Source organism: Roseburia zhanii (assembly GCF_014287635.1).
In the GTDB taxonomy this organism is placed as follows: Bacteria; Bacillota; Clostridia; order Lachnospirales; family Lachnospiraceae; genus Roseburia_B; species Roseburia_B zhanii.
This window is the reverse complement of the sequence record NZ_JACOPH010000002.1, coordinates 208,414-231,433: the sequence shown is the minus strand read 5'-3', so window position 1 is coordinate 231,433 and position 23,020 is coordinate 208,414. Positions and strand designations below refer to the sequence as shown.

The 23,020-nt window shown below is 39.8% G+C and carries 22 protein-coding genes and 1 tRNA gene; 21 read left to right on the top strand and 2 right to left on the bottom strand.

Annotated elements, in window-relative coordinates:
* Position 1 precedes the first annotated feature (1 nt).
* The 20 genes from H8S17_RS04180 to H8S17_RS04085 all read left to right on the top strand — a co-directional run bounded on the left by H8S17_RS04180 (position 2) and on the right by H8S17_RS04085 (position 20,024).
* Positions 2–922 (top strand): DUF4349 domain-containing protein, encoded by a 921-nt coding sequence (locus H8S17_RS04180; RefSeq protein ID WP_186866362.1) that lies wholly within the window; start codon positions 2–4, stop codon positions 920–922.
* 81 nt (positions 923–1,003) lie between these two features.
* On the top strand, positions 1,004–1,348 hold the full coding sequence (gene ylxM / locus H8S17_RS04175) for a YlxM family DNA-binding protein (protein ID WP_186866361.1): 345 nt from the start codon (positions 1,004–1,006) through the stop codon (positions 1,346–1,348).
* Position 1,349: 1 nt separating this feature from the next.
* Positions 1,350–2,699 carry a signal recognition particle protein gene (ffh, locus tag H8S17_RS04170; RefSeq protein ID WP_186866360.1) on the top strand — a complete coding sequence of 450 codons (1,350 nt, stop codon included), beginning with the start codon at positions 1,350–1,352 and terminating at the stop codon, positions 2,697–2,699.
* A 68-nt stretch (positions 2,700–2,767) separates the two neighbouring features.
* Positions 2,768–3,013, top strand: coding sequence for a 30S ribosomal protein S16 (gene rpsP / locus H8S17_RS04165; RefSeq protein ID WP_178050505.1), 246 nt, complete (start codon positions 2,768–2,770; stop codon positions 3,011–3,013).
* Between the two features lie 32 nt (positions 3,014–3,045).
* Positions 3,046–3,276, top strand: coding sequence for a KH domain-containing protein (locus H8S17_RS04160; RefSeq protein ID WP_178050506.1), 231 nt, complete (start codon positions 3,046–3,048; stop codon positions 3,274–3,276).
* A gap of 94 nt (positions 3,277–3,370) precedes the next feature.
* A complete protein-coding gene (rimM, locus tag H8S17_RS04155) occupies positions 3,371–3,892 on the top strand; it encodes a ribosome maturation factor RimM (protein WP_178050507.1) in 522 nt (173 codons plus the stop codon).
* 14 nt (positions 3,893–3,906) lie between these two features.
* A complete protein-coding gene (trmD, locus tag H8S17_RS04150) occupies positions 3,907–4,638 on the top strand; it encodes a tRNA (guanosine(37)-N1)-methyltransferase TrmD (protein ID WP_186866359.1) in 732 nt (243 codons plus the stop codon).
* Positions 4,639–4,767: 129 nt separating this feature from the next.
* Entirely contained in the window at positions 4,768–7,125 is a 2,358-nt protein-coding gene (locus tag H8S17_RS04145; protein ID WP_186866358.1) for a transglutaminase domain-containing protein, read from the top strand.
* Between the two features lie 155 nt (positions 7,126–7,280).
* Positions 7,281–7,994 carry a LytR/AlgR family response regulator transcription factor gene (locus tag H8S17_RS04140; RefSeq protein ID WP_186866357.1) on the top strand — a complete coding sequence of 238 codons (714 nt, stop codon included), beginning with the start codon at positions 7,281–7,283 and terminating at the stop codon, positions 7,992–7,994.
* 27 nt (positions 7,995–8,021) lie between these two features.
* Positions 8,022–9,290, top strand: coding sequence for a sensor histidine kinase (locus H8S17_RS04135; RefSeq protein ID WP_186866356.1), 1,269 nt, complete (start codon positions 8,022–8,024; stop codon positions 9,288–9,290).
* Positions 9,291–9,390: 100 nt separating this feature from the next.
* Positions 9,391–10,542, top strand: a complete 1,152-nt coding sequence (locus tag H8S17_RS04130; RefSeq protein ID WP_186866355.1) for a phosphopentomutase — start codon at positions 9,391–9,393, stop codon at positions 10,540–10,542.
* A 235-nt stretch (positions 10,543–10,777) separates the two neighbouring features.
* Positions 10,778–12,280: a Na+/H+ antiporter NhaC family protein gene (locus H8S17_RS04125; protein WP_186866354.1), complete on the top strand. Its 1,503-nt coding sequence runs from the start codon at positions 10,778–10,780 to the stop codon at positions 12,278–12,280.
* Positions 12,277–12,903, top strand: a complete 627-nt coding sequence (locus H8S17_RS04120) for a C39 family peptidase (protein ID WP_186866353.1) — start codon at positions 12,277–12,279, stop codon at positions 12,901–12,903. The genes H8S17_RS04125 and H8S17_RS04120 overlap by 4 nt, the downstream gene beginning before the upstream one ends.
* A 62-nt stretch (positions 12,904–12,965) precedes the next feature.
* Entirely contained in the window at positions 12,966–14,558 is a 1,593-nt protein-coding gene (locus H8S17_RS04115) for a peptide chain release factor 3 (RefSeq protein ID WP_178051229.1), read from the top strand.
* A gap of 18 nt (positions 14,559–14,576) precedes the next feature.
* Positions 14,577–14,897 carry a thioredoxin gene (trxA, locus tag H8S17_RS04110; RefSeq protein WP_186866352.1) on the top strand — a complete coding sequence of 107 codons (321 nt, stop codon included), beginning with the start codon at positions 14,577–14,579 and terminating at the stop codon, positions 14,895–14,897.
* A 237-nt stretch (positions 14,898–15,134) separates the two neighbouring features.
* Entirely contained in the window at positions 15,135–16,262 is a 1,128-nt protein-coding gene (gene recA / locus H8S17_RS04105) for a recombinase RecA (protein WP_186866351.1), read from the top strand.
* Positions 16,262–16,888: a regulatory protein RecX gene (locus H8S17_RS04100; protein ID WP_186866350.1), complete on the top strand. Its 627-nt coding sequence runs from the start codon at positions 16,262–16,264 to the stop codon at positions 16,886–16,888. The genes recA and H8S17_RS04100 overlap by 1 nt, the downstream gene beginning before the upstream one ends.
* A gap of 240 nt (positions 16,889–17,128) precedes the next feature.
* Positions 17,129–18,676, top strand: coding sequence for a ribonuclease Y (gene rny / locus H8S17_RS04095; protein WP_186866349.1), 1,548 nt, complete (start codon positions 17,129–17,131; stop codon positions 18,674–18,676).
* A 92-nt stretch (positions 18,677–18,768) separates the two neighbouring features.
* On the top strand, positions 18,769–19,311 hold the full coding sequence (locus H8S17_RS04090) for an NUDIX domain-containing protein (RefSeq protein ID WP_186866348.1): 543 nt from the start codon (positions 18,769–18,771) through the stop codon (positions 19,309–19,311).
* A 146-nt stretch (positions 19,312–19,457) separates the two neighbouring features.
* Complete coding sequence (locus tag H8S17_RS04085; RefSeq protein ID WP_186866347.1) at positions 19,458–20,024, top strand: stage II sporulation protein M; 567 nt, start codon at positions 19,458–19,460, stop codon at positions 20,022–20,024.
* Positions 20,025–20,209: 185 nt separating this feature from the next.
* Here H8S17_RS04085 and H8S17_RS04080 read toward each other — a convergent pair whose 3' ends face one another.
* Positions 20,210–21,241, bottom strand: coding sequence for a 3-deoxy-7-phosphoheptulonate synthase (locus H8S17_RS04080; RefSeq protein ID WP_186866346.1), 1,032 nt, complete (start codon positions 21,239–21,241; stop codon positions 20,210–20,212).
* A gap of 115 nt (positions 21,242–21,356) precedes the next feature.
* Positions 21,357–21,428: transfer RNA gene (locus H8S17_RS04075), tRNA-Arg, on the bottom strand.
* A 201-nt stretch (positions 21,429–21,629) separates the two neighbouring features.
* Between H8S17_RS04075 and H8S17_RS04070 the strand changes: the two genes are divergently transcribed.
* Entirely contained in the window at positions 21,630–22,967 is a 1,338-nt protein-coding gene (locus H8S17_RS04070) for an SH3 domain-containing protein (protein WP_243237964.1), read from the top strand.
* Positions 22,968–23,020 lie beyond the last annotated feature (53 nt).

The window sequence follows — 23,020 nt, the reverse complement described above, 5'->3', positions numbered from 1 at the left end:
TATGGGAAAAAGAATAGCATTATTAGGACTGATCTGTACAATGTTATTATCAGGATGTGGAGCGGCATCCTATGATTCGGCAGAAACTGCTGCAAACAATGCGACAGCAGATGTGTCATATGAATATGGAGAAGAAACAGCAGATGATGCGGCAGATGCGGGATCAGACGAAGATGAGATAAAGGCAGAAGATCCATCTGTTACAGAAAAGAAGCTGATCGTAACAGAACAGATCAACGTGGAAACCAGCGAATATCAGGATTTTATTACTACCGTTACGCAGAAAGTAGATGCACTTGGCGGTTATATCGAAAGTTCGGAAATGAGCGGCAGTACACAGTACCGGAATCAGTATGCGAATTTTACGATCCGTATTCCGGCTGATAAATTAGCAGATTTTATCACAGTGGTAGATCAGAACGGGACAGTGACATATGACAGTAAGACAACAGAAGATGTGACCTTAGAGTATGTCGATACCGAAAGCCATTTAAAAGCTTTAAAAACAGAAGAAGAAACACTCTTAGCTTTATTAGAAAAAGCAGAGAAACTTTCAGATGTATTTGAGATTCAGGAAGAACTGACAAATGTACGTTACCAGATCGAATCTTATGAATCAAAAATAAGAGTTTATGACAATCAGGTAGATTATAGTACCGTACACTTAAACATCATGGAAGTAGAAAGAGAGAATGCAACAGCAAAGAAGGGGTTCTGGTCAGAAGCAGGTGCAGCGTTTTTAGACAGTCTTTACAATGTTGGGGATGGACTGCGTAATTTTGGCATCTGGCTGATCGGAAATATTCCGGTATTTTTTGTATTAGCGGTTGTGATCGCAGTCATTGTCTGGATCGTTAGAAAGGTAAAAAAGATCAGAAAGAAAAAAGAAATCCATACAAAAGAAGAAAAAACGAAAGACTAAGAAAATCAAGCAAAAAGCAGGTGTCAAGAAAAAATACTTGACACCTGCTTTTCGCTGTGTTATCCTTTCCTAGGTGATAAGATGGAAACAAAGGTAGAACAGGCATATCTCTATGATTTTTATGGAGAACTGTTGAATCAGCATCAGAGAAAAGTATATGAAGATTTTTTTTTCAATGACCTTTCATTAAGTGAGATCGCAGAAGAAGAAGGCATCAGCAGGCAGGGAGTGCATGATTTAGTCAGACGGTGCACCAGGGCATTAGAAGAATATGAGAATAAACTGCATCTGGTGGAAAAGTTTCTATATATAAAAGAAAAAGTAGGAGCGATTCAGAATCTGACAAGTTCCTATGATGCAAAGAACCAGGAAACAATCAGGGCGGAGATCAATAAGATCTCCAATGAAATATTAGAGGAGCTGTGATATGGCATTCGATAATCTGTCCGAGAAATTGCAAAACGTATTTAAAAACTTAAGAAGTAAGGGAAGATTAACCGAAGATGATGTGAAGTCTGCTTTAAAAGAAGTGAAGTTAGCATTATTAGAAGCAGATGTAAACTTTAAAGTAGTAAAACAGTTCATCAAGACAGTACAGGAACGTGCGATCGGTCAGGACGTTATGAACGGTCTGAATCCGGGACAGATGGTGATCAAGATCGTAAATGAAGAAATGATCGCACTCATGGGTTCCGAAACGACAGAGATCGCATTGAAATCAGGTAATGAGATCACAGTGATCATGATGGCAGGTCTGCAGGGTGCAGGTAAGACAACAACAACAGCGAAGATTGCCGGTAAGTTAAAGCAGAAAGGCAGGAATCCATTGCTGACAGCTTGTGATGTATACCGTCCGGCAGCGATTGAGCAGTTGAAGATCAATGGTGAGAAACAGGGCGTGGAAGTTTTTTCCATGGGAGATAAGAATAAGCCTGTTGATATTGCAAAAGCAGCCGTTGAACATGCACAGAAGAACGGATTTAATGTTGTGATCTTAGATACAGCCGGTCGTCTGCATGTAGATGAAGAAATGATGGACGAATTAGTTGCCATTAAGAATGCGGTAGATGTGACACAGACCATTCTTGTGGTTGATGCCATGACAGGTCAGGATGCCGTGAATGTGGCAGGTATGTTTGATGAAAAAATCGGGATCGATGGTGTGATCTTAACAAAGTTAGATGGTGATACCAGAGGCGGTGCGGCACTTTCCATTCGTGCAGTTACCGGAAAACCGATTCTTTATATAGGTATGGGTGAGAAACTTTCAGATTTAGAACAGTTTTACCCGGATCGTATGGCGTCCCGTATCTTAGGTATGGGTGATGTGCTGACAATGATTGAAAAGGCACAGGAAGCCATCGATGAAGAAGAAGCTAAGAAATTAGAGCAGAAGATGAAGAAAGCCGAGTTTGACTTTGAAGATTATCTAAGTTCGATGAGTCAGATGAAGAAGATGGGTGGTCTTTCGAGCATTATGAGCATGATGCCGGGCATGGGTGGCATGAAGATGCCGGATATTGACGAAGCGGAGGCGGAAAAAGGAATGCGCCGTACAGAGTCCATTATCTATTCCATGACATTAGAAGAAAGAAGAAATCCGTCACTGCTCAATCCGAGCCGTAAGCGCAGGATCGCAAATGGTGCAGGAGTGGATATCGCAGAAGTGAACCGTTTAGTGAAGCAGTTTGAACAGGCAAGAAAGATGATGAAACAGCTTCCGGGCATGATGGGCGGTAAACGAGGCAGAAAAGGAAGATTTAACCTTCCGTTTTAACAGGAATTAAAGCAAAGAAGCTTTGATCATAAATATTACATTTTTTAAATTTTAGGAGGAAAATTATCATGGCAGTTAAAATCAGATTAAGAAGAATGGGACAGAAGAAAGCACCTTTCTATAGAATCATCGTTGCTGATTCAAGATCTCCAAGAGATGGAAGATTTATCGAAGAAATCGGTACTTATGATCCTACACAGGACCCGACAGAGTATCATGTAAATGAAGAATTAGCTAAGAAATGGTTAGCAGACGGCGCACAGCCAACAGAAACTGTTAGCAGAATCTTCAAAGCAGCAGGAATTGAAAAATAAGTTTTTGCAGACAAACAAGCGAGGTAGAAGTGATGAAAGAATTAGTAGAAGTAATTGCGAAATCACTTGTCGATTCCCCGGATGAAGTTGTCGTTACAGAAACGCAGAACGAAAAAGGAATTTTAGTAGAACTGCGTGTGGCACAGTCTGATATGGGTAAAGTGATCGGTAAACAGGGACGTATTGCCAAAGCAATCCGTGCCGTTGTAAAAGCAGCAGCCTCAAAGGAAGACAAGAAAGTGATCGTTGATATCGTTCAATGATCACAGCATATGACAAACAGACAGCATCTTAAGAAGCACTGTTGAAAGTGCAGTTCTTTGGATGCTGTTTTACGCTATTTAGAAAGGTATAAATATGGATGATTTATTAAAGGTCGGAGTGATTACAAGTACACATGGGATTCGTGGAGAAGTCAAAGTATTTCCAACAACCGATGATCCGAAACGTTTTTTAGATTTAGAGGAGATTATTTTAGATACAGGAAAAGAGAAAAAAACATTATCGATCCAATATGTGAAATTCTTTAAAAACATGGTGATCTTAAAATTTAAAGAGTTTGACAATATCAATGATGTTGAGATATACCGCCAGAAGGATCTGTATGTTACCAGAGAACAGGCAGTACCATTAGAGGAAAACGAATATTTCATTGCAGATCTGATCGGTTTAAAAGCCGTTTCCGATGAAGGGGAGGAATTAGGTGAGATTGCCGATGTGTTACAGACAGCTGCAAATGATATCTATGTCATTAAAAAGAAAGGCACATCGGATCTGTTAGTGCCGGCGATCAGGGAATGTGTGTTAAGTGTCGATATTGCAGGAGGCATGGTAACACTGCATCTGCTTCCGGGACTTCGTGAAGTGAATCAAAAATAGAAAGAGTGAATACGATGAATTTTTATATCCTTACATTATTTCCGGAAATGGTGATGCAGGGGTTAAATACCAGTATCATTGGAAAAGCAGTAGAAAAAGATATTCTTCATATAGAAGCAGTAAATATCCGCGATTATACAAAGGATAAGCATCAGAAGGTCGATGATTATCCTTATGGTGGTGGAGCTGGTATGGTCATGCAGGCACAGCCGGTATACGATGCATATTTAGCAGTAACAGATAAGATCGGCTATCGTCCGAGAACCATTTATCTGACACCGCAGGGGCCGACATTTACACAGCCGATGGCAAAAGAATTTGCACTTGAAAAAGATCTGATCTTTTTGTGCGGACATTATGAAGGTGTGGACGAGCGTGTCTTAGAGGAGATCGTTACAGATTATGTATCGATCGGGGACTATGTTTTGACAGGCGGGGAACTTCCGGCTATGGTCATGGCAGATGCGATTTCACGTATGGTACCGGGAGTTCTGACAAATGAAGAATCCGGTGCGACGGAATCTTTTGAAGGAAATCTGTTAGAATATCCACAGTATTCAAGACCGGCAGAGTGGAATGGAAAAAAAGTGCCGGAAGTATTACTTTCAGGAGATCATAATAAAATAGAGAGTTTCCGCAGAGAACAGTCAATCATGCGTACGAAGAAATACCGTCCGGATCTTTTGAAAAAGGCAGATCTTTCGATAAAAGAAAAAGCTGTTTATGGTGTGAATGATCTGTTGTAATTTGATCCTGATACCCTTTTTGCATTTCATACCTCAAAAATGACGTTTCACGAAATGAATAAGTTTTTGTTTATTTGGGAAGTATAATGGATTTATACATGATAGTGATCGCAAAAAGGAGGAAAATTTATGGAAAGAGTAAAAGAACAGGCGAAGAAATTCTTAGTTTCTATACTGGTATTTGGATTGATACTATCGATTGTACAGCCAGTCAGTGTATATGCCTACAAAAGAGCAAATGTCACACAGACGCAGGGATCGGAACTTTCAGATGCGTTAAGTTATGAATGGAATGCTGTCATAAAGGATAATGAATTGACAGTGTCGATAGCAGATGCTGACGCAGGTATTGCAGAACGCACAAAAAGTAAGTTTGTTGCAAGGTTATATGTAGCAGAGGGTGGAAAGTTAGATACGAAGGCTGGTTCGGATTTTTCAGGAACGAAATGTACGATATCATATGATATGTCTTCTTATGAAGATGGAATCTATACGACACCTGTTTATGTCTATGCAGTTTCAAGCACTGGAATCTCCTATTTTCAGTATATGATCGCTTTGTATATTGAGATCCGGGATGGAGTGGCTGAGATCTTTTCACCATATGGCGAGTTAAATGTGAATATGTTAAAAGATCTGAATGAAAATTATAAACCGGAAGATTATGCAAGCCCGGCAACTTATAACGGACTGATCTTATGTAAAAAATATGATGAGATCGTTGCAAAAGCGAAAGAACTGACAGCAAACTGTTCCACAGATCTCCAGAAGATCAAGACGATCCATGACTGGATATGCACGAATGTATCTTATGATATGGAAGCATTAAACAGCGGCAATACAACGAATCGTGGAAATGCAAGCTGGGTATTTGAAAATAAATTAGCAGTTTGTGCAGGATTTGCATCCTTAGGTGAATTGATGTTTCAGGCAGTAGGTATTCCGTCTGTCTATATCACAGGACGCGGCTGTGATGTATTAGATGATGGCATTGAAAATAATTTGTCATTGGCAGATTCCCACGCATGGAATGCTGTATACTGTAATGGATCATGGCATTATATAGATATGACATGGGATTGTCAAAACCGATATTACGGAGCAGGAAATGAGAATAATAAATCCGATAAGAAACCATCGTACCGGTATTTTGGAACACCTGCAGAATTGTTTGGTGTTGGCCATTATCCGATAGAGATTGCAGCTACAGATAAAGCAGCAACACATATTGAATTAGAGAGTGTAAAGAAGAAATACTTCGTTGGCGAAGAATTCAGTAAATTATACATGATCTACTTTGTTACAGCTGATGGAACAAGATGGTATGCTGGTGCACAGGGACTTGGAGAGGCTACCGGATATGATATGAGTAAACTGGGAACACAGACAGTTACCATTTCATATAAGGGATTTTCCACTTCCTTTGATATCAATGTCGTAGATATTACAGGTATCAGGGTAGAACCGGATACAGATAAAGTATATATGGCTGGAGAAGATTTTACACCTTCCTATAAACTGTATTGCCAGCTGTCAGATGGAACAGAAAGTGAAGTTACAGATCTGACAGATGTTACATGTACCGGATATGATACCAAGAAGGGTGGTACACAGACAGTTACAGTTTCTTATAAAAACTTTACTACATCTTTTGATATCAAAGTATCAGAGATCAAGGGGATCAAAGTTGTACCAAAGGTAACAGAGTATAAGAGAGGTGATCTCCTCAGACGTAATAATGATATCTATTATATCATGGGTGATGGAAGTGAAGTTTTGATTGAAAAACCGGAAGTAACTTACAGTGGATATAACAGGTATAAGATCGGCAAACAGACGGTCACTGTAAAATGCGGTGGATATACAACTACTTATGAAGTAACTGTAACAGATACAACGAGTTCAGGTTCAACATCAGGTGGTACCACAACAACAAAAAAGCCATCTACCGGTACGACAACGACAACAACATCATCGAACATAGCAGACGTAACACTTTCAGCAGACAGCTATACTTATACAGGTGATTACATCAGACCGGTGATCACAGTAAAAAATGCAGCAGGCCAGGAAGTAGATAAGAGATATTATTCCGTTATTTATGCCAACAATAAAGATGTTGGAACCGGAAGTGTAACACTTTCCTTTATCGGTACATATTCAGGCAATGCGAAAGTGACAAAGACATTTACAATCCTTCCAAAAGGTACAAAAATCGCTAAATTAAAACCGGGTGCTAAGAAGTTAAATGTCAAGATCAAAGCACAGAAAAAGCAGACATCCGGATATCAGATCAGATATGCTTTAAAGAAGAATATGAAAGGTGCTAAGATGGTAACTTTGAAAAAGAATACCAAGTTTACCACTACGATCAAGAAGCTGAAAGCGAAAAAGACCTACTATGTACAGGTCCGTACTTACAAAACAGTAGCAGGCCAGAAGTATTACAGCGACTGGTCAAAGGCTGTTTCAAAGAAAACAAAATAGATCGTCACACACCAATAACTATACCGTCCCAGAAGTTTTGGGACGGTATTTTTAAATCTAATGCAATTACATGGAAATATGTGTATAATAGTGGTGCAGGTAACTATGAGAATATAGGATAGTTACAATGATAATGAGGATACAAGGAGAGTAATATGCTGCGGATTGCTGTATGTGATGATAATGAGAGATTTTTAAAAGATGCGGTCTCTATGATTGAAAGATGGTCGGAAGAAAGTGGGAGAAGTGTTGAGATCTTTTGTTTTGACAATGGGGATGATCTGATCGCAAAGAATGCCATGCATCAGATGGATATTATCTTATTAGACATCATCATGCCATTATTTAATGGGATGGAGGCAGCAAAGGAACTTCGGAAACAGGATATGACAGCAGATATCATCTTTTTGACTTCATCAACGGAATTTGCATTAGAATCCTATGAAGTAAAGGCAAAAGGATATTTGTTAAAACCGGTATCCTATGAGAAATTATGGGAACTGTTAGAGGAATGTGGCAGGGATTTTCAGGCTGATAATAAATATCTTGTAGTAAAGACCAAATTCGGCTATCAGAAGATTTTTTATCGGGATATCGAATATATTGAAGCACAGAATAAGACGATCATTTTTTATATGCAGAATGGAAAAACGGCTGCAACGGCAGAAACACTAAGTTCCTTTGAAAATAAGTTAAATGACAGCGAGGGATTCTTTAAATGCCACAGAAGTTATATCGTTTATATTCCAAACGTCGATAATTTTAACGCATCAGAGATCAATACGAGATCCGGTTACCGGATTCCTATTGCAAGAGGATATGGAAAGGCATTTAAGGAGGCATATTTTGCATATATGTTTCAAAACTGATCGGATCATATAGTTGGGAGGGAGCATATGTTTGAGTATATTCTTGAGATCATACATTATGGTGTGATCATGCTTTTTGGAATATATTTATCTGCCGCTTTTTTAGGGATCGGAATGAACCGCAGCAATATCTTAAAATTCTTAGGCGTTGCTGTGATATTAGGAATACTTAATACCATTTCTTTCTTATCAGGCGGTGTGGAATTTACAGAGCGGATCTATCCTATGATCATGCATCTGCCGCTGATACTGCTTTTCTGGAAAGGATACCGCTATAAGCTGTTCCCTTCAGCATTGTCAGTGTCTATCGTATATCTGTGCTGTCAGATCAGTAACTGGATCGGAGTGTTCATCTTTAATGCGACAGAACAGCAGTGGGTATATTATGGAACGAGGATCATTGTCAATATACTGATCTTTTTGCTACTTATGCATTTTGCAGCTGCAGCCATAGCAGAACTTCTCAGAAAAGACACAAAAGATATTGTTATTTTCGGGCTCATTCCATTTGTGTATTATCTGTATGATTATGCAGTGACTGTTTATACGAAGCTGTTCTATTCGGCAGGCGAAGTGGTAACAGAATTTTTAGGATTTATGCTCTGTATCTCGTATGTGCTGTTTCTGATCCTGTATTTTAAACAGTATGAGGAAAAAATGGAAACGGAACAACAGAATAAAACAATGGAATTACAGCGGATACAGTCCGAAAAAGAAGTAGAGCGGATGAAACAGTCAGAATATACGGCAGCGATCTTACGGCATGATATGCGGCATTTTTTAAACGATATCGCAGGATTTGTAGAAAATGGAGAAAAAGAGCAGACATTGAGCTATATCCATGAAGTGATCGAAAAAGTAGACAGCACCGCAGGAAAAAAATACTGTACCAATAAGATCGTCAATATGATCCTTTCTTCTTATGAAAATAAGATGAAAGAGGAACAGATTGATTTTACTTATTCGATCCGCATACCAAAAAAATTAGAGTATGCAGACAGCGATATATCTTCCATCCTGTCAAATGCATTAGAAAATGCGATCCATGCAGTTGAGGAATTAGAAACAGGGAAAAGAAAAATCGGATTAGATATGCGTACCCATAATGATAAACTACTGATCTCTATCAGGAATACATATGGAAAAAAACCGCATATGGCAGATGGACTTCCGGTATCAGGAGAGCCCGGTCATGGTTTTGGAACACAGAGTATCCGCTATGTGACAGAAAAATTAAAGGGGAACTGTCAGTTTGGAGTAGACGAAAAATATTTTATACTGCGGATCGTACTCTAAGCCTTAAGAGTAATTTACAAACAATAGAAGAATATGGTAGAATAGTAACCGCAGGAATTTTAGCCTGCGGTGCTTTTATATATGAAAATGGAGGTGCACCATGAAACGGGTATTTTTGATCGTATTAGACAGTGTAGGCATAGGGGAAATGCCGGATGCGGCAGATTATGGTGATGCAGGCAGCAACACACTTCTTGCAGCATCAAAAAGTCCATATTTTTCTATGCCGAATATGCGTAAACTTGGATTTTTTAATATAGATGGTGTTGATATCGGGGAAAAAGAGAAAAATCCCACTGGCTCTTTTGCCCGTATGGAAGAATTATCCAAAGGAAAAGATACCACCATCGGACATTGGGAAATTGCAGGTATTGTATCCAAAGCACCATTGCCGACGTATCCGAATGGATTTCCAAAAGCAGTGATTGAAGAATTTAAAAAGAGAACGAACAGAGGTGTTTTGTGCAATAAGCCGTATTCCGGTACAGATGTGATACGTGATTATGGGGAGAAACATCTACAGACAGGAGATCTGATCGTCTATACCTCAGCAGATTCTGTTTTTCAGGTGGCAGCCCATGAGAAGATCGTTCCGGTAGAAAAGCTGTATGAGTACTGTAAGATCGCAAGAGAGATCCTGCAGGGTGAAAATGGCGTGGGACGAGTGATCGCAAGACCATTTACCGGAGAGGCCGGAAAGTTTACAAGAACCGTCAGACGGCATGATTTTTCTTTAGAACCGCCTAAGGTTACGATGTTAGACCAGCTAAAAGAAGAAGGTTATGATGTGCTTTCTGTCGGCAAGATCATTGATGTATTTGCAGAGCGTGGCATTACAGAATATGTAAGGACTACCGGTAATGAAGATGGTATCCAAAAAACGCTCGCATATATGGAAAAAGATTTTGAAGGTCTGTGTTTTACCAATCTGGTAGATTATGATATGCTTTACGGACATCGCAATGATGTGGACGGTTATGCAAAAGCGCTGACGTATTTTGATCTTCAGGTGCCAAAGCTGTTACAGAGAATGAGAAAAGATGATGTGTTGATGATCACCGCAGACCATGGATGTGATCCGAGTACACCGTCAACAGATCATTCCAGAGAGTACACGCCGCTTTTAATGGTCGGAGAAAGTATCCCATCCGGCATCAATTTTGGCACACGAAAAGGATTTTGCGATATTGCCGCAACAATCCTGAAATTATTTGACCTGACACCAGAGTGTGAGGGCAGCAGTATCCTATAACGTAAACTAACTATTCAGAACCCCTTAGAATCATAAAAATTGATACGTCATGCTTGCATGTAAGTAGCAGTTTTTATGATTCGTAAGGTGGCTCGAATAGAGCCACCGCCCCATATATGAGCAAAATAGCTGCAAAGCAGCGGTAAAGCACGATTTATCGTGCGGTTTTGCGAATATATGAGTGGGGTTCTGAATAGTTATAACGTAAAAAACAAAAGAAAGAGGGGAGTTTCCTATGTATGGAACATGGTGGTCGATCGTTCCGCCGATCGTAGCAATCGTATTAGCATTGATAACAAAAGAAGTTTATGTATCACTGTTTTGTGGTGTATTATTAGGTGCATTATTTACAGCAGGATTTCAGCCTTGGGCGACATTTGAAACATTATTTAACACAATGACAGATAGTATGAACTTAAATATCATCATCTTTGATGTACTGTTAGGTATGATCATTGTATTGATGTCGCAGTCAGGTGGTTCAGCAGCCTATGGAAACTGGGCGAGCAGTAAGATCAAGAATAAAAAAGGTGCATTATATGCAACGACCGGACTTGGAATATTGATCTTTGTAGATGATTATTTCAACTGTCTGACAGTTGGTTCTGTTATGCGTCCGGTAACGGATAAGTTTAAGGTTTCAAGGGCAAAATTAGCATATATCATTGATGCAACAGCTGCTCCGGTCTGCATCATTGCTCCGATCTCAAGCTGGGCAGCAGCAGTCAATTCCTATGTGCCGGAAGATAGTTCACTGACTGGATTCCAGCTGTTTTTACGGACAATTCCGTATAATCTGTACGCATTGCTGACAATTTTAATGGTACTGTTCGTAATCGGCTGGAATTTAGATTTTGGTTTAATGAAAAAGCATGAACAGAATGCAGCAAACGGAGATCTGTTTACATCAGGCAGGGAAGAATTTGAAGCAATGCAGGAAGCAGAGAAACATGTCAATCCTAACGGTAAGGTGATCGACCTTGTACTTCCGGTAGCAGTTTTGATCGTATCGGCAGTATTTGCAATGGTCTATACCGGATTCTTAGGCGGGGCAGGAAATGTGATCGATGCATTTGCAAACTGTGATGCTGAGATGAGTCTGATCTTTGCTACAATGGTAACTGTGATCTTTATGGCAGTTCTTTATCTGCCGAGAAAAGTTATTTCCTTTAAGAATTTTATGGGCGCTTTAGTAGAAGGTGCAAAACTGATGCTTCCGGCAATTCTGATTCTGACATTTGCATGGACATTAAAAGGAATGGGGGACAATCTTGGAATTTCTGATTTTGTCAAAAGTACTGTAGGTGCCAATGCAACTGCAAGTGTAGTCATTCCGGCAGTCATGTTCTGTATCGCTGTATTTTTAGCATTTTCTACAGGTACTTCATGGGGCACATTTGCCATTTTAGTACCAATCGTTGTCGGTATGTATGCAGGCAGTGATGAAGAAATGATGATCATTGCAGTTTCCGCAGTTTTAGCAGGTGCAGTATGTGGTGACCATGTTTCACCGATCTCCGATACGACGATCATGTCATCATCCGGTGCACAGAGTAACCATATCAATCACGTACAGACGCAGATGCAGTATGCAGCCATCGTGGCAGTCATCTGTATCGTCGGTTATCTGATCGCAGGTATCAGTGAAAACTGGCTGATCTCACTTGGCAGTTCAGCAGTGATCTTGATCGCAGTATTATTTGCGATCCGTAAAAAGGAGAGTAAGAAAACAGCATGAAAAAGGTGATCAAAGTACCTTATATCGACCAGACGAAAGAGTATCCGACAGGATGTGAGAGTATCTCTACAGTCATGCTTTTATGGTATCTTAAAATTATGGTCACACCAGAGCAGTTTATCGATGATTATCTGATAAAAGAACCAATGCAGAAAAAAGGGGACAGGCTTTACGGCCCTGACCCTTTTTTCAAGTTTGCGGGAAGTCCGTATGATGCAGATTCTTTCGGGTGTTATCCGCCGGTGATCGTTTCCGCATTAAACAGGTTATTTAAAGAAAAACAAATTCCAAAGAGAGCAGAAGACATTACCGGAATGTCCATGGAAGATATGATAAAAAATTATATTGATCACGATATCCCTGTGATCTACTGGGCAAGTATCGATTTAAAAGAAACGATCATAGGTCCTGACTGGTATCTGTCAGATGAAAGCAGATTTACATGGATCTCCAATGAGCACTGTATGCTTTTGGTGGGCTATGATGATACATCTTATTATTTTAACGATCCATGGCACAACCATGGCTGTATTGCTTATCCGAAGGCACTTGTGGAAATGAGGCACAAAGAACAGCGTGAAATGGCAGCTGTGGCTGTTGACAGTGGAAAAACCATAGTATAAAATAGAATAGTTTGTTATAATATGTGACAGTTACGATTACATTATGGTTCGGAGGAATTATTTTGGCTGATTTAAGAAAAGAAATAGAAAAAAGAAGGACATTTGCGATCATATCCCATCCGGATGCCGGAAAAACGACATTAACAGAGAAATTTCTTCTCTATGGAGGAGCGATCAATTTAGCAGGTTCTGTCAAAGGTAAGGCAACCGCAAGACATGCAGTTTCCGACTGGATGGAAATAGAAAAAGAAAGAGGTATTTCTGTTACTTCTTCTGTATTACAGTTTAACTATGACGGATATTGTATCAACATCTTAGATACACCGGGGCATCAGGACTTCTCGGAAGATACTTACCGTACACTGATGGCAGCAGATTCCGCAGTCATGGTCATTGACGGTTCAAAAGGTGTAGAGGCACAGACAAGAAAATTATTTAAAGTCTGCGTGATGCGGCATATCCCGATCTTTACATTTATCAATAAGATGGATCGTGATGCGAACGATACCTTTGATCTGTTAGATGAGATCGAAAAGGAATTAGGGATCGCAACCTGTCCAATCAACTGGCCGATCGGTTCCGGTAAGAATTTTAAAGGAGTCTATGACCGCAACAAAAAAGAAGTCATGCTCTACAGTGATACACAAAAAGGAACAAAAGAGGGAGAAGAAAAGATCCTTTCGATCGATGATGATTCCCTTTTGGCAGAGATCGGTGAAGAAAATTACGAGAAACTGCTGGAGGAGATCGAACTCTTAGACGGTGCAAGCGCAGAATTTGACATGGATCTTGTATCAAAGGGAGAACTTTCACCTGTATTTTTCGGTTCTGCACTGACAAATTTTGGTGTGGAAACATTTTTAAAGCATTTTTTACAGATGACATATTCTCCATTGCCAAGACGGTCAAATGAGGGAGAAAAAGATCCGTTTGATGAAGATTTTTCCGCATTTGTCTTTAAGATCCAGGCAAATATGAATAAAAACCACAGGGATAGGATCGCATTTATGCGTATCTGTTCCGGTAAATTTACTGCAGGCATGGAAGTTACCCATGTACAGGGTGGCAACAAAAAGATCAAATTATCCCAGCCACAGCAGATGATGGCACAGGAGAGAAAGATTATCGAAGAAGCTTATGCCGGTGATATCATCGGTGTGTTTGATCCGGGGATTTTTTCTATTGGTGATACGATCACAACAGCAGCAAAACCGTTCGAATTTGAAGGTATCCCGACATTTGCACCGGAACATTTTGCAAGAGTGCGGCAGTTAGATACCATGAAGCGGAAACAGTTTGTCAAAGGTATCACGCAGATTGCACAGGAAGGTGCGATCCAGATCTTTCAGGAATACGGCATGGGGATGGAGGAGATCATCGTAGGCGTTGTAGGTGTGCTTCAGTTTGATGTTTTAAAATATCGTCTGGAAAATGAATACAACGTGGAGATCCGTCTTGAAAATCTCCCACACGAATATATCCGCTGGATTGAAAATAAGGATATCGATATTGATAAACTGACCGGTACATCGGATATGAAAAAAATTCAGGATCTTAAGGGCAATCCGTTACTTATCTTTGTCAATGAATGGAGTGTCGGCATGACGCTTGACAGAAATGAGGGACTTGAACTGGCTGAGTTTGGAAAGAACTAAAGTAAAGGAGCGTTTTGTATGGAAATGACAACAATTACAAAAGATAATTTTGATGATGAAGTATTGGCATGTAAAGTACCTGTTATTTTAGATTTCTGGGCAGAGTGGTGTATGCCCTGCAAAATGCAGTCCATGATCTTAGAGGAATTTGTAAAAGAGATGGGAGATGCCGTTAAGATCGGAAAAGTTAATGTTGATGAAGAAGCGGCTCTGGCTTTAAAATACCAGATTATGAGCATTCCGACTCTGGTGCTGATGGACAAAGGCGTATTTGTAAAACGTGTGTCAGGAGTACAGCAGTTAGAAGAACTGAAAGATTTTGTGGCAGGTATTGCTTGACAAGTATTTTAAGAAAATTTATACTAAAAGGCAGTTGAAGAAATGATTCAACTGTCTTTTTTCTTTTATCTGAAAGATTTTATATCATAGATGATAGGTTATTTTGCAGACAGCAAAGATTCCACTTACAATCCCTATTATAAAAAATTTAAAGTTTGTAGTTGACTTTTTTGGAAAAGTATACTACTATTGTTACTAGAAACGAACATAAGTTCGCAAATGTTGAAGGAGATCATTATGGCAAAGGACGATAAGAAAGAAGAAAAGATAGAAAATAAATTACAGGCATTAGATGCAGCGATCGCTAAGATCGAGAAAGATTATGGCAAAGGCTCTATTATGAAGCTTGGGGAATCTGCAAAACAGATGAATGTTGATGCAGTTCCGACAGGGGCATTAAGCTTAGATGTTGCACTTGGGATCGGTGGACTTCCGAAGGGACGTGTGATCGAAATCTATGGACCGGAATCGAGTGGTAAGACAACGGTTGCCCTGCATGTGGTTGCAGAAGTACAGAAGATGGGCGGAATCGCAGGATTTATCGATGCAGAACATGCACTTGATCCTGTCTATGCAAAGAATATCGGGGTAGATATCGATAATCTATATATTTCCCAGCCGGACAGCGGGGAGCAGGCATTAGAGATCACTGAAACCATGGTACGTTCCGGTGCGATTGATATTGTGATCGTGGACTCTGTAGCTGCACTTGTACCAAAGGCAGAGATTGATGGGGATATGGGAGATTCCCATGTCGGATTACAGGCACGTCTGATGTCACAGGCATTGCGCAAACTAACTTCATTGATCAGCAAATCTAACTGTATTGTTATATTTATCAATCAGCTTCGAGAGAAAGTCGGGGTAATGTTCGGCAGTCCGGAAACAACGACTGGTGGACGTGCACTGAAATTTTATTCATCTGTACGATTAGATGTCAGAAGGATAGATACCTTAAAGCAGGCGGGCGAATTTGTCGGAAACAGAGTCCGTATTAAAGTTGTCAAGAATAAAGTTGCTCCGCCATTTAAAGAGGCAGAGTTTGATATCATGTTTGGACAGGGAATCTCAAGGGAAGGAGATATTCTTGATCTTGCGGTAGACTGTAATGTTATCAATAAATCAGGTTCATGGTATGCATACAACGGTGAAAAGATTGGTCAGGGACGTGAGAATGCAAAACAATATCTGAAAGAACATCCGGAGATCCGTGACGATGTAGAAAAGCAGGTCCGTATCCATTATGAACTGATTGAATCTGATGATAAGGATAATACAGCAGAGAAAAAGCCGGAAGAGAAAGCAGCTAAACCGTCAAAAGAAACAGCAAAACCAGAAGATGATAAGAATACAAAAGAGGAATAATGCATTACATAGTAACAGAGTATAAAGAACTCGGAAAAGGCAGGGTCGAACTTTGTCTGAATGAATCCATAAGATTCTGCCTTTATAGAAAAGAAGCGTCTGCTTTTCATCTGAAAGAAACATCAGAATTAACAGAAGAAGAATATCAGCAGCTGATACATGAAGTCATCGGAAAACGTGCAACGAAGCGGGCAATGCATATTTTAGAGCGGCAGGAGAGAACAGAATACCAGCTTCGTGAGAAACTGCTGCAGAATGGTTATCCTGAGGAATCCATAGAAGATGCAATCGATTATGTGAAATATTATCATTATGTGGATGATCTGCGTTATGCAAAGACTTTTATCCGTTATCATCAGGAAAAGCGGAGTAGAAGACGGCTATATAATGACCTGCGGCAGAAAGGCATTTCAACAGATGTGATCACAAGAAGTTTAGAAGAAGAATTTTTTTCAGATGAGCGTCAGCAGATCATGGATCTGATTGAGAAAAAAGGATTTTCAGCAGATACAGCAGATCAGAAAGAGTATCGGAAAATGTATCAGTTTCTGATGCGCAGAGGATTTAAGGGGGCAGATATCATGGCTGTGATGCGTTATAGTTCACAGGCATACTGTGAACTATAACTTTTGAGCAGTCCCATATAAGATTTTGCTTCGTAAAAAGGGGACTGCTCACTCTTGAATCACGTTCTTACATACCTAAACAGCAGGTGTTTAGGTACTGTATGGACAGTTCATGTGATGCGTCAGAACTACTTGACATAATTGGCAATAAAGTATAATATTTATATATTGTTAATTATGACAGATAAGAATTAGTTTTTGTTATATGTACAATGAAAATTGAATAAAGGAGGTGCTCCTGTGCAAGAAGTAATTATTGCTGTGATAGTCACGTTAGTACTTGCTGTACCGATCACATATCTCATTACCGTTGCTTACCGCAAGAAAGTTTCTGACCAGAAGATCGGAAGTGCGGAAGAAAAGGCAAGAGAGATCATTGATGAAGCAGTCAAGACAGCCGAGACGAAGAAGCGTGAAACTCTCCTCGAAGTCAAAGAAGAAACCATCAAGAGTAAGAATGACTTAGACAAAGAGATACGTGAACGTCGGGCTGAGATCCAGCGTAATGAAAGACGAATCGTGCAAAAGGAAGAAAACTTAGATAAAAAGTTAGAGTCTATCGAGAAGCGCGAAGCAGGTTTCATTGCGAGGGAAGAAGAACTGAACAGACAAAAAGCAGAAATTGCTAAGCTGAATGAAGAGCGCGTGCAGGAATTAGAAAGAATCTCAGGACTTACCTCCGAACAGGCAAAAGAATACCTTTTAAAAACTGTTGAAGAAGATGTAAAACTTGATACCGCAAAATTGATCAAAGAACTGGAAAATCAGGCAAAGGAAGAAGCTGGTAAGAAAGCAAGGGATTATGTGGTTACAGCCATACAGAAGTGTGCTGCTGACCATGTTGCAGAAACTACGATTTCCGTTGTCCAGCTTCCAAATGATGAGATGAAGGGAAGAATCATCGGACGTGAAGGACGTAACATCCGTACATTAGAAACACTTACAGGTGTAGATCTGATCATTGATGATACGCCGGAAGCGGTTATCCTTTCTGGATTTGACCCTATTCGCAGGGAAATTGCAAGAATTGCATTAGAGAAATTGATCGTGGATGGACGTATTCATCCAGCAAGAATCGAAGAAATGGTTGAAAAAGCCAAAAAAGAAGTAGAAACAATGATTCGTGAAGAAGGCGAAGCTGCTACATTAGAAGTAGGCGTTCATGGAATTCACCCAGAACTGGTACGTCTGTTAGGACGTATGAAATTTAGAACCAGTTATGGACAGAATGCATTGAAACATTCAATCGAAGTTGCACAGATTGCAGGACTCTTAGCAGGTGAGATTGGTGTAGATGTCCGTACTGCAAAACGTGCAGGTTTACTACATGACATTGGAAAATCAGTAGATCATGAAATGGAAGGTTCACATATTCAAATTGGTGTTGAATTATGTAGAAAATACAAAGAATCTCCACTGATTATCAATGCAGTGGAGGCACATCATGGTGATGTAGAGCCAGAAAGTTTGATTGCATGTCTGGTACAGGCTGCTGATACGATCAGCGCAGCACGTCCGGGTGCAAGACGGGAAACAATAGAAACATATTCAAACAGATTAAAACAGTTAGAAGATATTACAAATAGTTTTAAAGGGGTAGACAAATCTTTTGCCATTCAGGCAGGTAGAGAGATTCGAGTGATGGTAGTTCCTGAGCAGGTAAACGATGCTGATATGGTATTGTTAGCGCGTAACATTTCAAAACAGATAGAATCTGAATTGGAATATCCGGGACAGATCAAGGTAAATGTAATCCGGGAGTCCCGCGTCACTGAGTATGCAAAGTAATACGATAGTATGATGAAAAATAGAGGAAAGTATTGGAAATGTAGAGTTTTCGATACTTTCCTTTTTATCATATTTTAAGGAGGAATAAACCAATGGTTCAAAAATTAAAAAGAATAAAACGTGAATTAGTCCAAAAAGGTGCAATCGTCAATATGTACAAAGACAGCATTGAACTGCCCGACGGAAAAGTCGCAGAATGGGATTTTATCGAGCATAGGAAAGGTGCAGCGGCAGTGCTTGCGGTTCTGCCGGATGGCAGGATTTTGATGGTCAGACAGTATCGTAATGCGCTAGACCGGGAAACATTAGAAATACCGGCAGGAGCCAGAGACAGTGTCACAGAAGATACCGCTATCTGTGCTAAAAGAGAATTAGAAGAAGAAACCGGTTATATCTGCGGCAAAATAGAAAAACTGTTAGCATTGAAGTCAACGGTTGCCTTTTGCAATGAGTTTATTGATGTATATTTAGCAACAGAGCTGACAGAGGGAGTGCAGCACTTAGATGAAGAAGAATTTATCGACGTAGAAGCATGGAAATTATCAGATCTGTGTGAGAAGATCTATGCAGGAGAAATTCAGGATGCAAAAACAGTAGCTGCAATTCTTGCATATGCAAATAAGATCAAAAGCTGACAGAACAGAAGCAGCTGAATGAATAGAGTAATGATGAAGTATCAAATAGTTACCAGATAAATTATAGCTTACAGGCAAAGAGAGTCAGTGGTATAAAAGAGAACAGACAGACATATGTTAGACTAATGATGTGGACGAGGATAGCAATGAAAAAGAGTTCAACACTGTTTTTTGCAGTATTTCTTTGTGGAGTCATTAGTGCTAATGTTCTTGGCATCGCATCCGGCAGGGAATTTGGTGCGATCAATGAATATTTTATCAACCGCTATCTGTATGCGGATATATGTGGAAGGGAATTATTTTTATATTTGTTTTATGAGAGGGTTCCGAAAATTTTTCTGCTGTTATTTTTAAGCATCGGAATCTATGGAACATTTATCATAAACGGATATATCTGTTATCTGGGATTTTCAACAGGATTTCTGGCAGTGATCGCAATTATGAATTATGGGATAAAAGGTGTTTTGTTAATGATGGGATTTTTTCTCCCGCAATGGATCTTTTATGTGCCGGTCATTGCAATCTGGTATCTTGGTTTAAAACGATATAAAGGGATCAGGACGGAATGTGTCAGTGCAGACCGGAGAGGGAATGATCCGATCCGATACGTGATATTATTTGTGATCGGAGCAGTATTATTGTTACTTGGGATTTTTATGGAAAGTTATGTGAATCCATTTCTCTTACAGAAGATCATTCGTTTTTTGAAGTGAGGTAGTAGAAATAAGTGGAAGAATGAAAAAACTGTAGCATTCTAAATAAAATTTATATTATCTACAGTTACCTGTAAATCATCAATGAGCAGCCTCTGGCAAAATGATTTTTGCAAAGGAGGCTGCTCATTGATTATCTTGATTTTTGGATTAGGTGCTGCTGAAAATCCCATCATGCAGTAAAATTAAGCATTCATTTCAGCCATATCATAGATCAGCTTTTCAGAAGCTTCCCATCCTAAACATGGATCAGTGATAGATTTTCCATAGATATGCTCACCGACTTTCTGGCTGCCCGGTTCGATATAACTTTCGATCATAACACCTTTTACCATATTTCTGATCTCAGGAGAGAGAATACGGTTGTGCATGACTTCTTTGACAATACGAACCTGTTCTGCATACTGTTTATTGGAATTTGAATGGTTAGAATCAATGATCGCAGCAGGATTCATAAGTTCCATCTGGTCATACCTCTCAATAAGACGCATGATATCTTCATAGTGATAATTCTGTACACAGTTTCCATGTTTGGATACAGCCCCACGGAGTACAACATGTGTCAGAGGATTTCCGGTTGTTTCAACTTCATATCCGCGATATACAAAATGATGCGGATGCTGTGCAGCATATACGGAATTTAACATAACAGTAAAGTCACCACTGGTCGGATTCTTCATACCGGAGGCAACATCAAAGCCACTGACAGTCAGACGGTGCTGCTGATCTTCTACAGAACGTGCACCGATAGCAACGTAAGAGAGAAGGTCTTCTACATAGCCCCAGTTTTCAGGATAAAGCATTTCATCAGCGCAGGTCAGTCCGCTTTCCTCGATCGCACGGATATGCATTTTACGCATAGCGATCAGACCAGCTAACATGTCAGGTTTTTTCTCAGGATCAGGCTGGGAAGCGATTCCCTTGTAACCTTCTCCGGTCGTACGTGGTTTATTTGTATAAATTCGCGGAATGATGATCAATTGGTCTTTTACCTTTTCGGCAACGGCAGTTAAACGGCTGACATAATCACATACAGAATCTTCATTATCTGCGGAGCATGGTCCGATGATAACTAAAAAACGGTTATCTTTTCCGGTGATCACATCTGAGATCATTTTATCCCTTTCTGCTTTTAATGCTGTTAATTTAGCGGAAAGAGGATATTGTTCCTTGATTTCTGAAGGACTTGGTAATTGTTTTAAGTAAGAAAAACTCATAATCATATCTCCTGTTCTTTTTATCTGCGTAAAAATGGTTACAGTCTGCGGATAGCTTTGAACTGTAATGAAAAAGGTTATAGAAATCTGTGATTCCCATAACCTTCAAAGTAAGTGCAACCGGCGGGAATCGAACCCACATTGCAGGAGTCGGAGTCCTGTGTTCTATCCGTTAGACTACGGTTGCAGAACAAAAATTATAATAATACATAGAAGGAAAAATGTCAACAAATTCTTTTATTTTATCCTTGTAACGGCTTGACTTTTGAAGTATGGTTTGCTATTCTAAAAAATGTATGTTGTTACAAAAATATTACAATAATGCAGAATACTTAAAAATTATAGATATATTACATTGAGAATTGGTTTTAGAACAGGAGGAAATCAAATGAGCAGTCAGGATAACAAAGATAAGAATCAAGCAGATACACAGAATACAATGGCAGAGAAATTTGCACAGGCAGTCGAATTTTGCAAGAAAAATGTGCGTTACATTGCAGCGGCAGGTCTGTTTATCGTATTAGTGATCGTACTTGCCAAATGTTCAGGTAATAGTGCGGATAATGCCAAACCGAAGAAAGATGCGGCTACAGAGGTTGTGACAGAAGTAACAGAAACAGCAGAGAATTATACACAGGATGCGTATCCGCAGATCAATGAACTGATCAGCAATTACTACACCGCATATGCAAATGGGGATACAGATACACTTGCTACATTAGCAGATCCTCTTTCAGATGCAGAAAAGAGTTATATTGCAGTATTCAGCCAGTATGTAGAAGGATATGAGAACATTTCCTGCTACACAAAGAAAGGTTTAGATGATACTTCCTATATCGCATCTGTATATTTAGAAGCAAAATTTAAAGATGTAGATACAACTGCACCGGGTCTTGAAACATTTTATATCCGCACAAGAGAAGATGGTTCTTTATATATCGATAATGTATATGGTCAGTTCAATTCCCAGATGGAAGAATACGAAACAGATGCAGAGGTGTCGGCATTGTTAGATGCATTCAGCCAGCAGGACGATGTTGCTGCATTACAGACAGATGTGCAGACAAAATATGATAATGCACTTGCAGCGGATGAGAATCTGAAAAACATGGTAGAAAAGACAATACCGGATGCGATCACTGTATGGGCATCTGATCAGGCGGCAGCAGCAAAGAAAGCAGAGGAAGAACAGAAAGCTGCCGAAGAAGAACAGAAGAAAGCGGAAGAAGAAGCAGCTAAGAAGGCAGCGGAAGAACAGAAGAAAGCAGAAGAACTTGCAGCCGCAGTCGTTGTATATGCTACAGATAAAGTTAATGTACGTGCAGAAGCAAGTGAAACAGCAGACGTCATCGGGCAGTTAGAAGCTGGTTCACAGACAACAAGATTAGAAGATAAAGACGGATGGAGTCGTATCGATTACAGCAATGGTACACAGGGATATGTGAAATCCGAATTTTTATCTACTGAAGCACCAACTGCTCCGGCAGCAGACACAACAACAGATGCAGCACAGACAACAACTGACACAAGTGCAATCGCAGAGGGAACTGTGATCAGACTGACACAGAGTACGAATATCCGTGAATCCATGAGTGAGGATGCTCCAAAGGTTGCAACTGCTTTTTCAGGAGAAAAAGTTACAGTTATCATGAGTTATGCAGAAGGTTGGACAAAAGTAACTTATGGAGATAAGACAGGCTATATCAAAACAGAATTATTAAAGTAATTACAGCAGAAAAGGTACTTAAGAGTACATAAAAACAGATAAGGAGTGTACGG

What these genes read in the sequence shown, in the direction of transcription:
- H8S17_RS04180 (WP_186866362.1), top strand. Translation starts at nt 2, where the DNA reads ATGGGAAAAAGAATAGCATTATTAGGACTGATCTGTACAATGTTATTA.
- ylxM (WP_186866361.1), top strand. Translation starts at nt 1,004, where the DNA reads ATGGAAACAAAGGTAGAACAGGCATATCTCTATGATTTTTATGGAGAA.
- ffh (WP_186866360.1), top strand. Translation starts at nt 1,350, where the DNA reads ATGGCATTCGATAATCTGTCCGAGAAATTGCAAAACGTATTTAAAAAC.
- rpsP (WP_178050505.1), top strand. Translation starts at nt 2,768, where the DNA reads ATGGCAGTTAAAATCAGATTAAGAAGAATGGGACAGAAGAAAGCACCT.
- H8S17_RS04160 (WP_178050506.1), top strand. Translation starts at nt 3,046, where the DNA reads ATGAAAGAATTAGTAGAAGTAATTGCGAAATCACTTGTCGATTCCCCG.
- rimM (WP_178050507.1), top strand. Translation starts at nt 3,371, where the DNA reads ATGGATGATTTATTAAAGGTCGGAGTGATTACAAGTACACATGGGATT.
- trmD (WP_186866359.1), top strand. Translation starts at nt 3,907, where the DNA reads ATGAATTTTTATATCCTTACATTATTTCCGGAAATGGTGATGCAGGGG.
- H8S17_RS04145 (WP_186866358.1), top strand. Translation starts at nt 4,768, where the DNA reads ATGGAAAGAGTAAAAGAACAGGCGAAGAAATTCTTAGTTTCTATACTG.
- H8S17_RS04140 (WP_186866357.1), top strand. Translation starts at nt 7,281, where the DNA reads ATGCTGCGGATTGCTGTATGTGATGATAATGAGAGATTTTTAAAAGAT.
- H8S17_RS04135 (WP_186866356.1), top strand. Translation starts at nt 8,022, where the DNA reads ATGTTTGAGTATATTCTTGAGATCATACATTATGGTGTGATCATGCTT.
- H8S17_RS04130 (WP_186866355.1), top strand. Translation starts at nt 9,391, where the DNA reads ATGAAACGGGTATTTTTGATCGTATTAGACAGTGTAGGCATAGGGGAA.
- H8S17_RS04125 (WP_186866354.1), top strand. Translation starts at nt 10,778, where the DNA reads ATGTATGGAACATGGTGGTCGATCGTTCCGCCGATCGTAGCAATCGTA.
- H8S17_RS04120 (WP_186866353.1), top strand. Translation starts at nt 12,277, where the DNA reads ATGAAAAAGGTGATCAAAGTACCTTATATCGACCAGACGAAAGAGTAT.
- trxA (WP_186866352.1), top strand. Translation starts at nt 14,577, where the DNA reads ATGGAAATGACAACAATTACAAAAGATAATTTTGATGATGAAGTATTG.
- recA (WP_186866351.1), top strand. Translation starts at nt 15,135, where the DNA reads ATGGCAAAGGACGATAAGAAAGAAGAAAAGATAGAAAATAAATTACAG.
- H8S17_RS04100 (WP_186866350.1), top strand. Translation starts at nt 16,262, where the DNA reads ATGCATTACATAGTAACAGAGTATAAAGAACTCGGAAAAGGCAGGGTC.
- H8S17_RS04090 (WP_186866348.1), top strand. Translation starts at nt 18,769, where the DNA reads ATGGTTCAAAAATTAAAAAGAATAAAACGTGAATTAGTCCAAAAAGGT.
- H8S17_RS04085 (WP_186866347.1), top strand. Translation starts at nt 19,458, where the DNA reads ATGAAAAAGAGTTCAACACTGTTTTTTGCAGTATTTCTTTGTGGAGTC.
- H8S17_RS04080 (WP_186866346.1), bottom strand. Translation starts at nt 21,241, where the DNA reads ATGAGTTTTTCTTACTTAAAACAATTACCAAGTCCTTCAGAAATCAAG.
- H8S17_RS04070 (WP_243237964.1), top strand. Translation starts at nt 21,630, where the DNA reads ATGAGCAGTCAGGATAACAAAGATAAGAATCAAGCAGATACACAGAAT.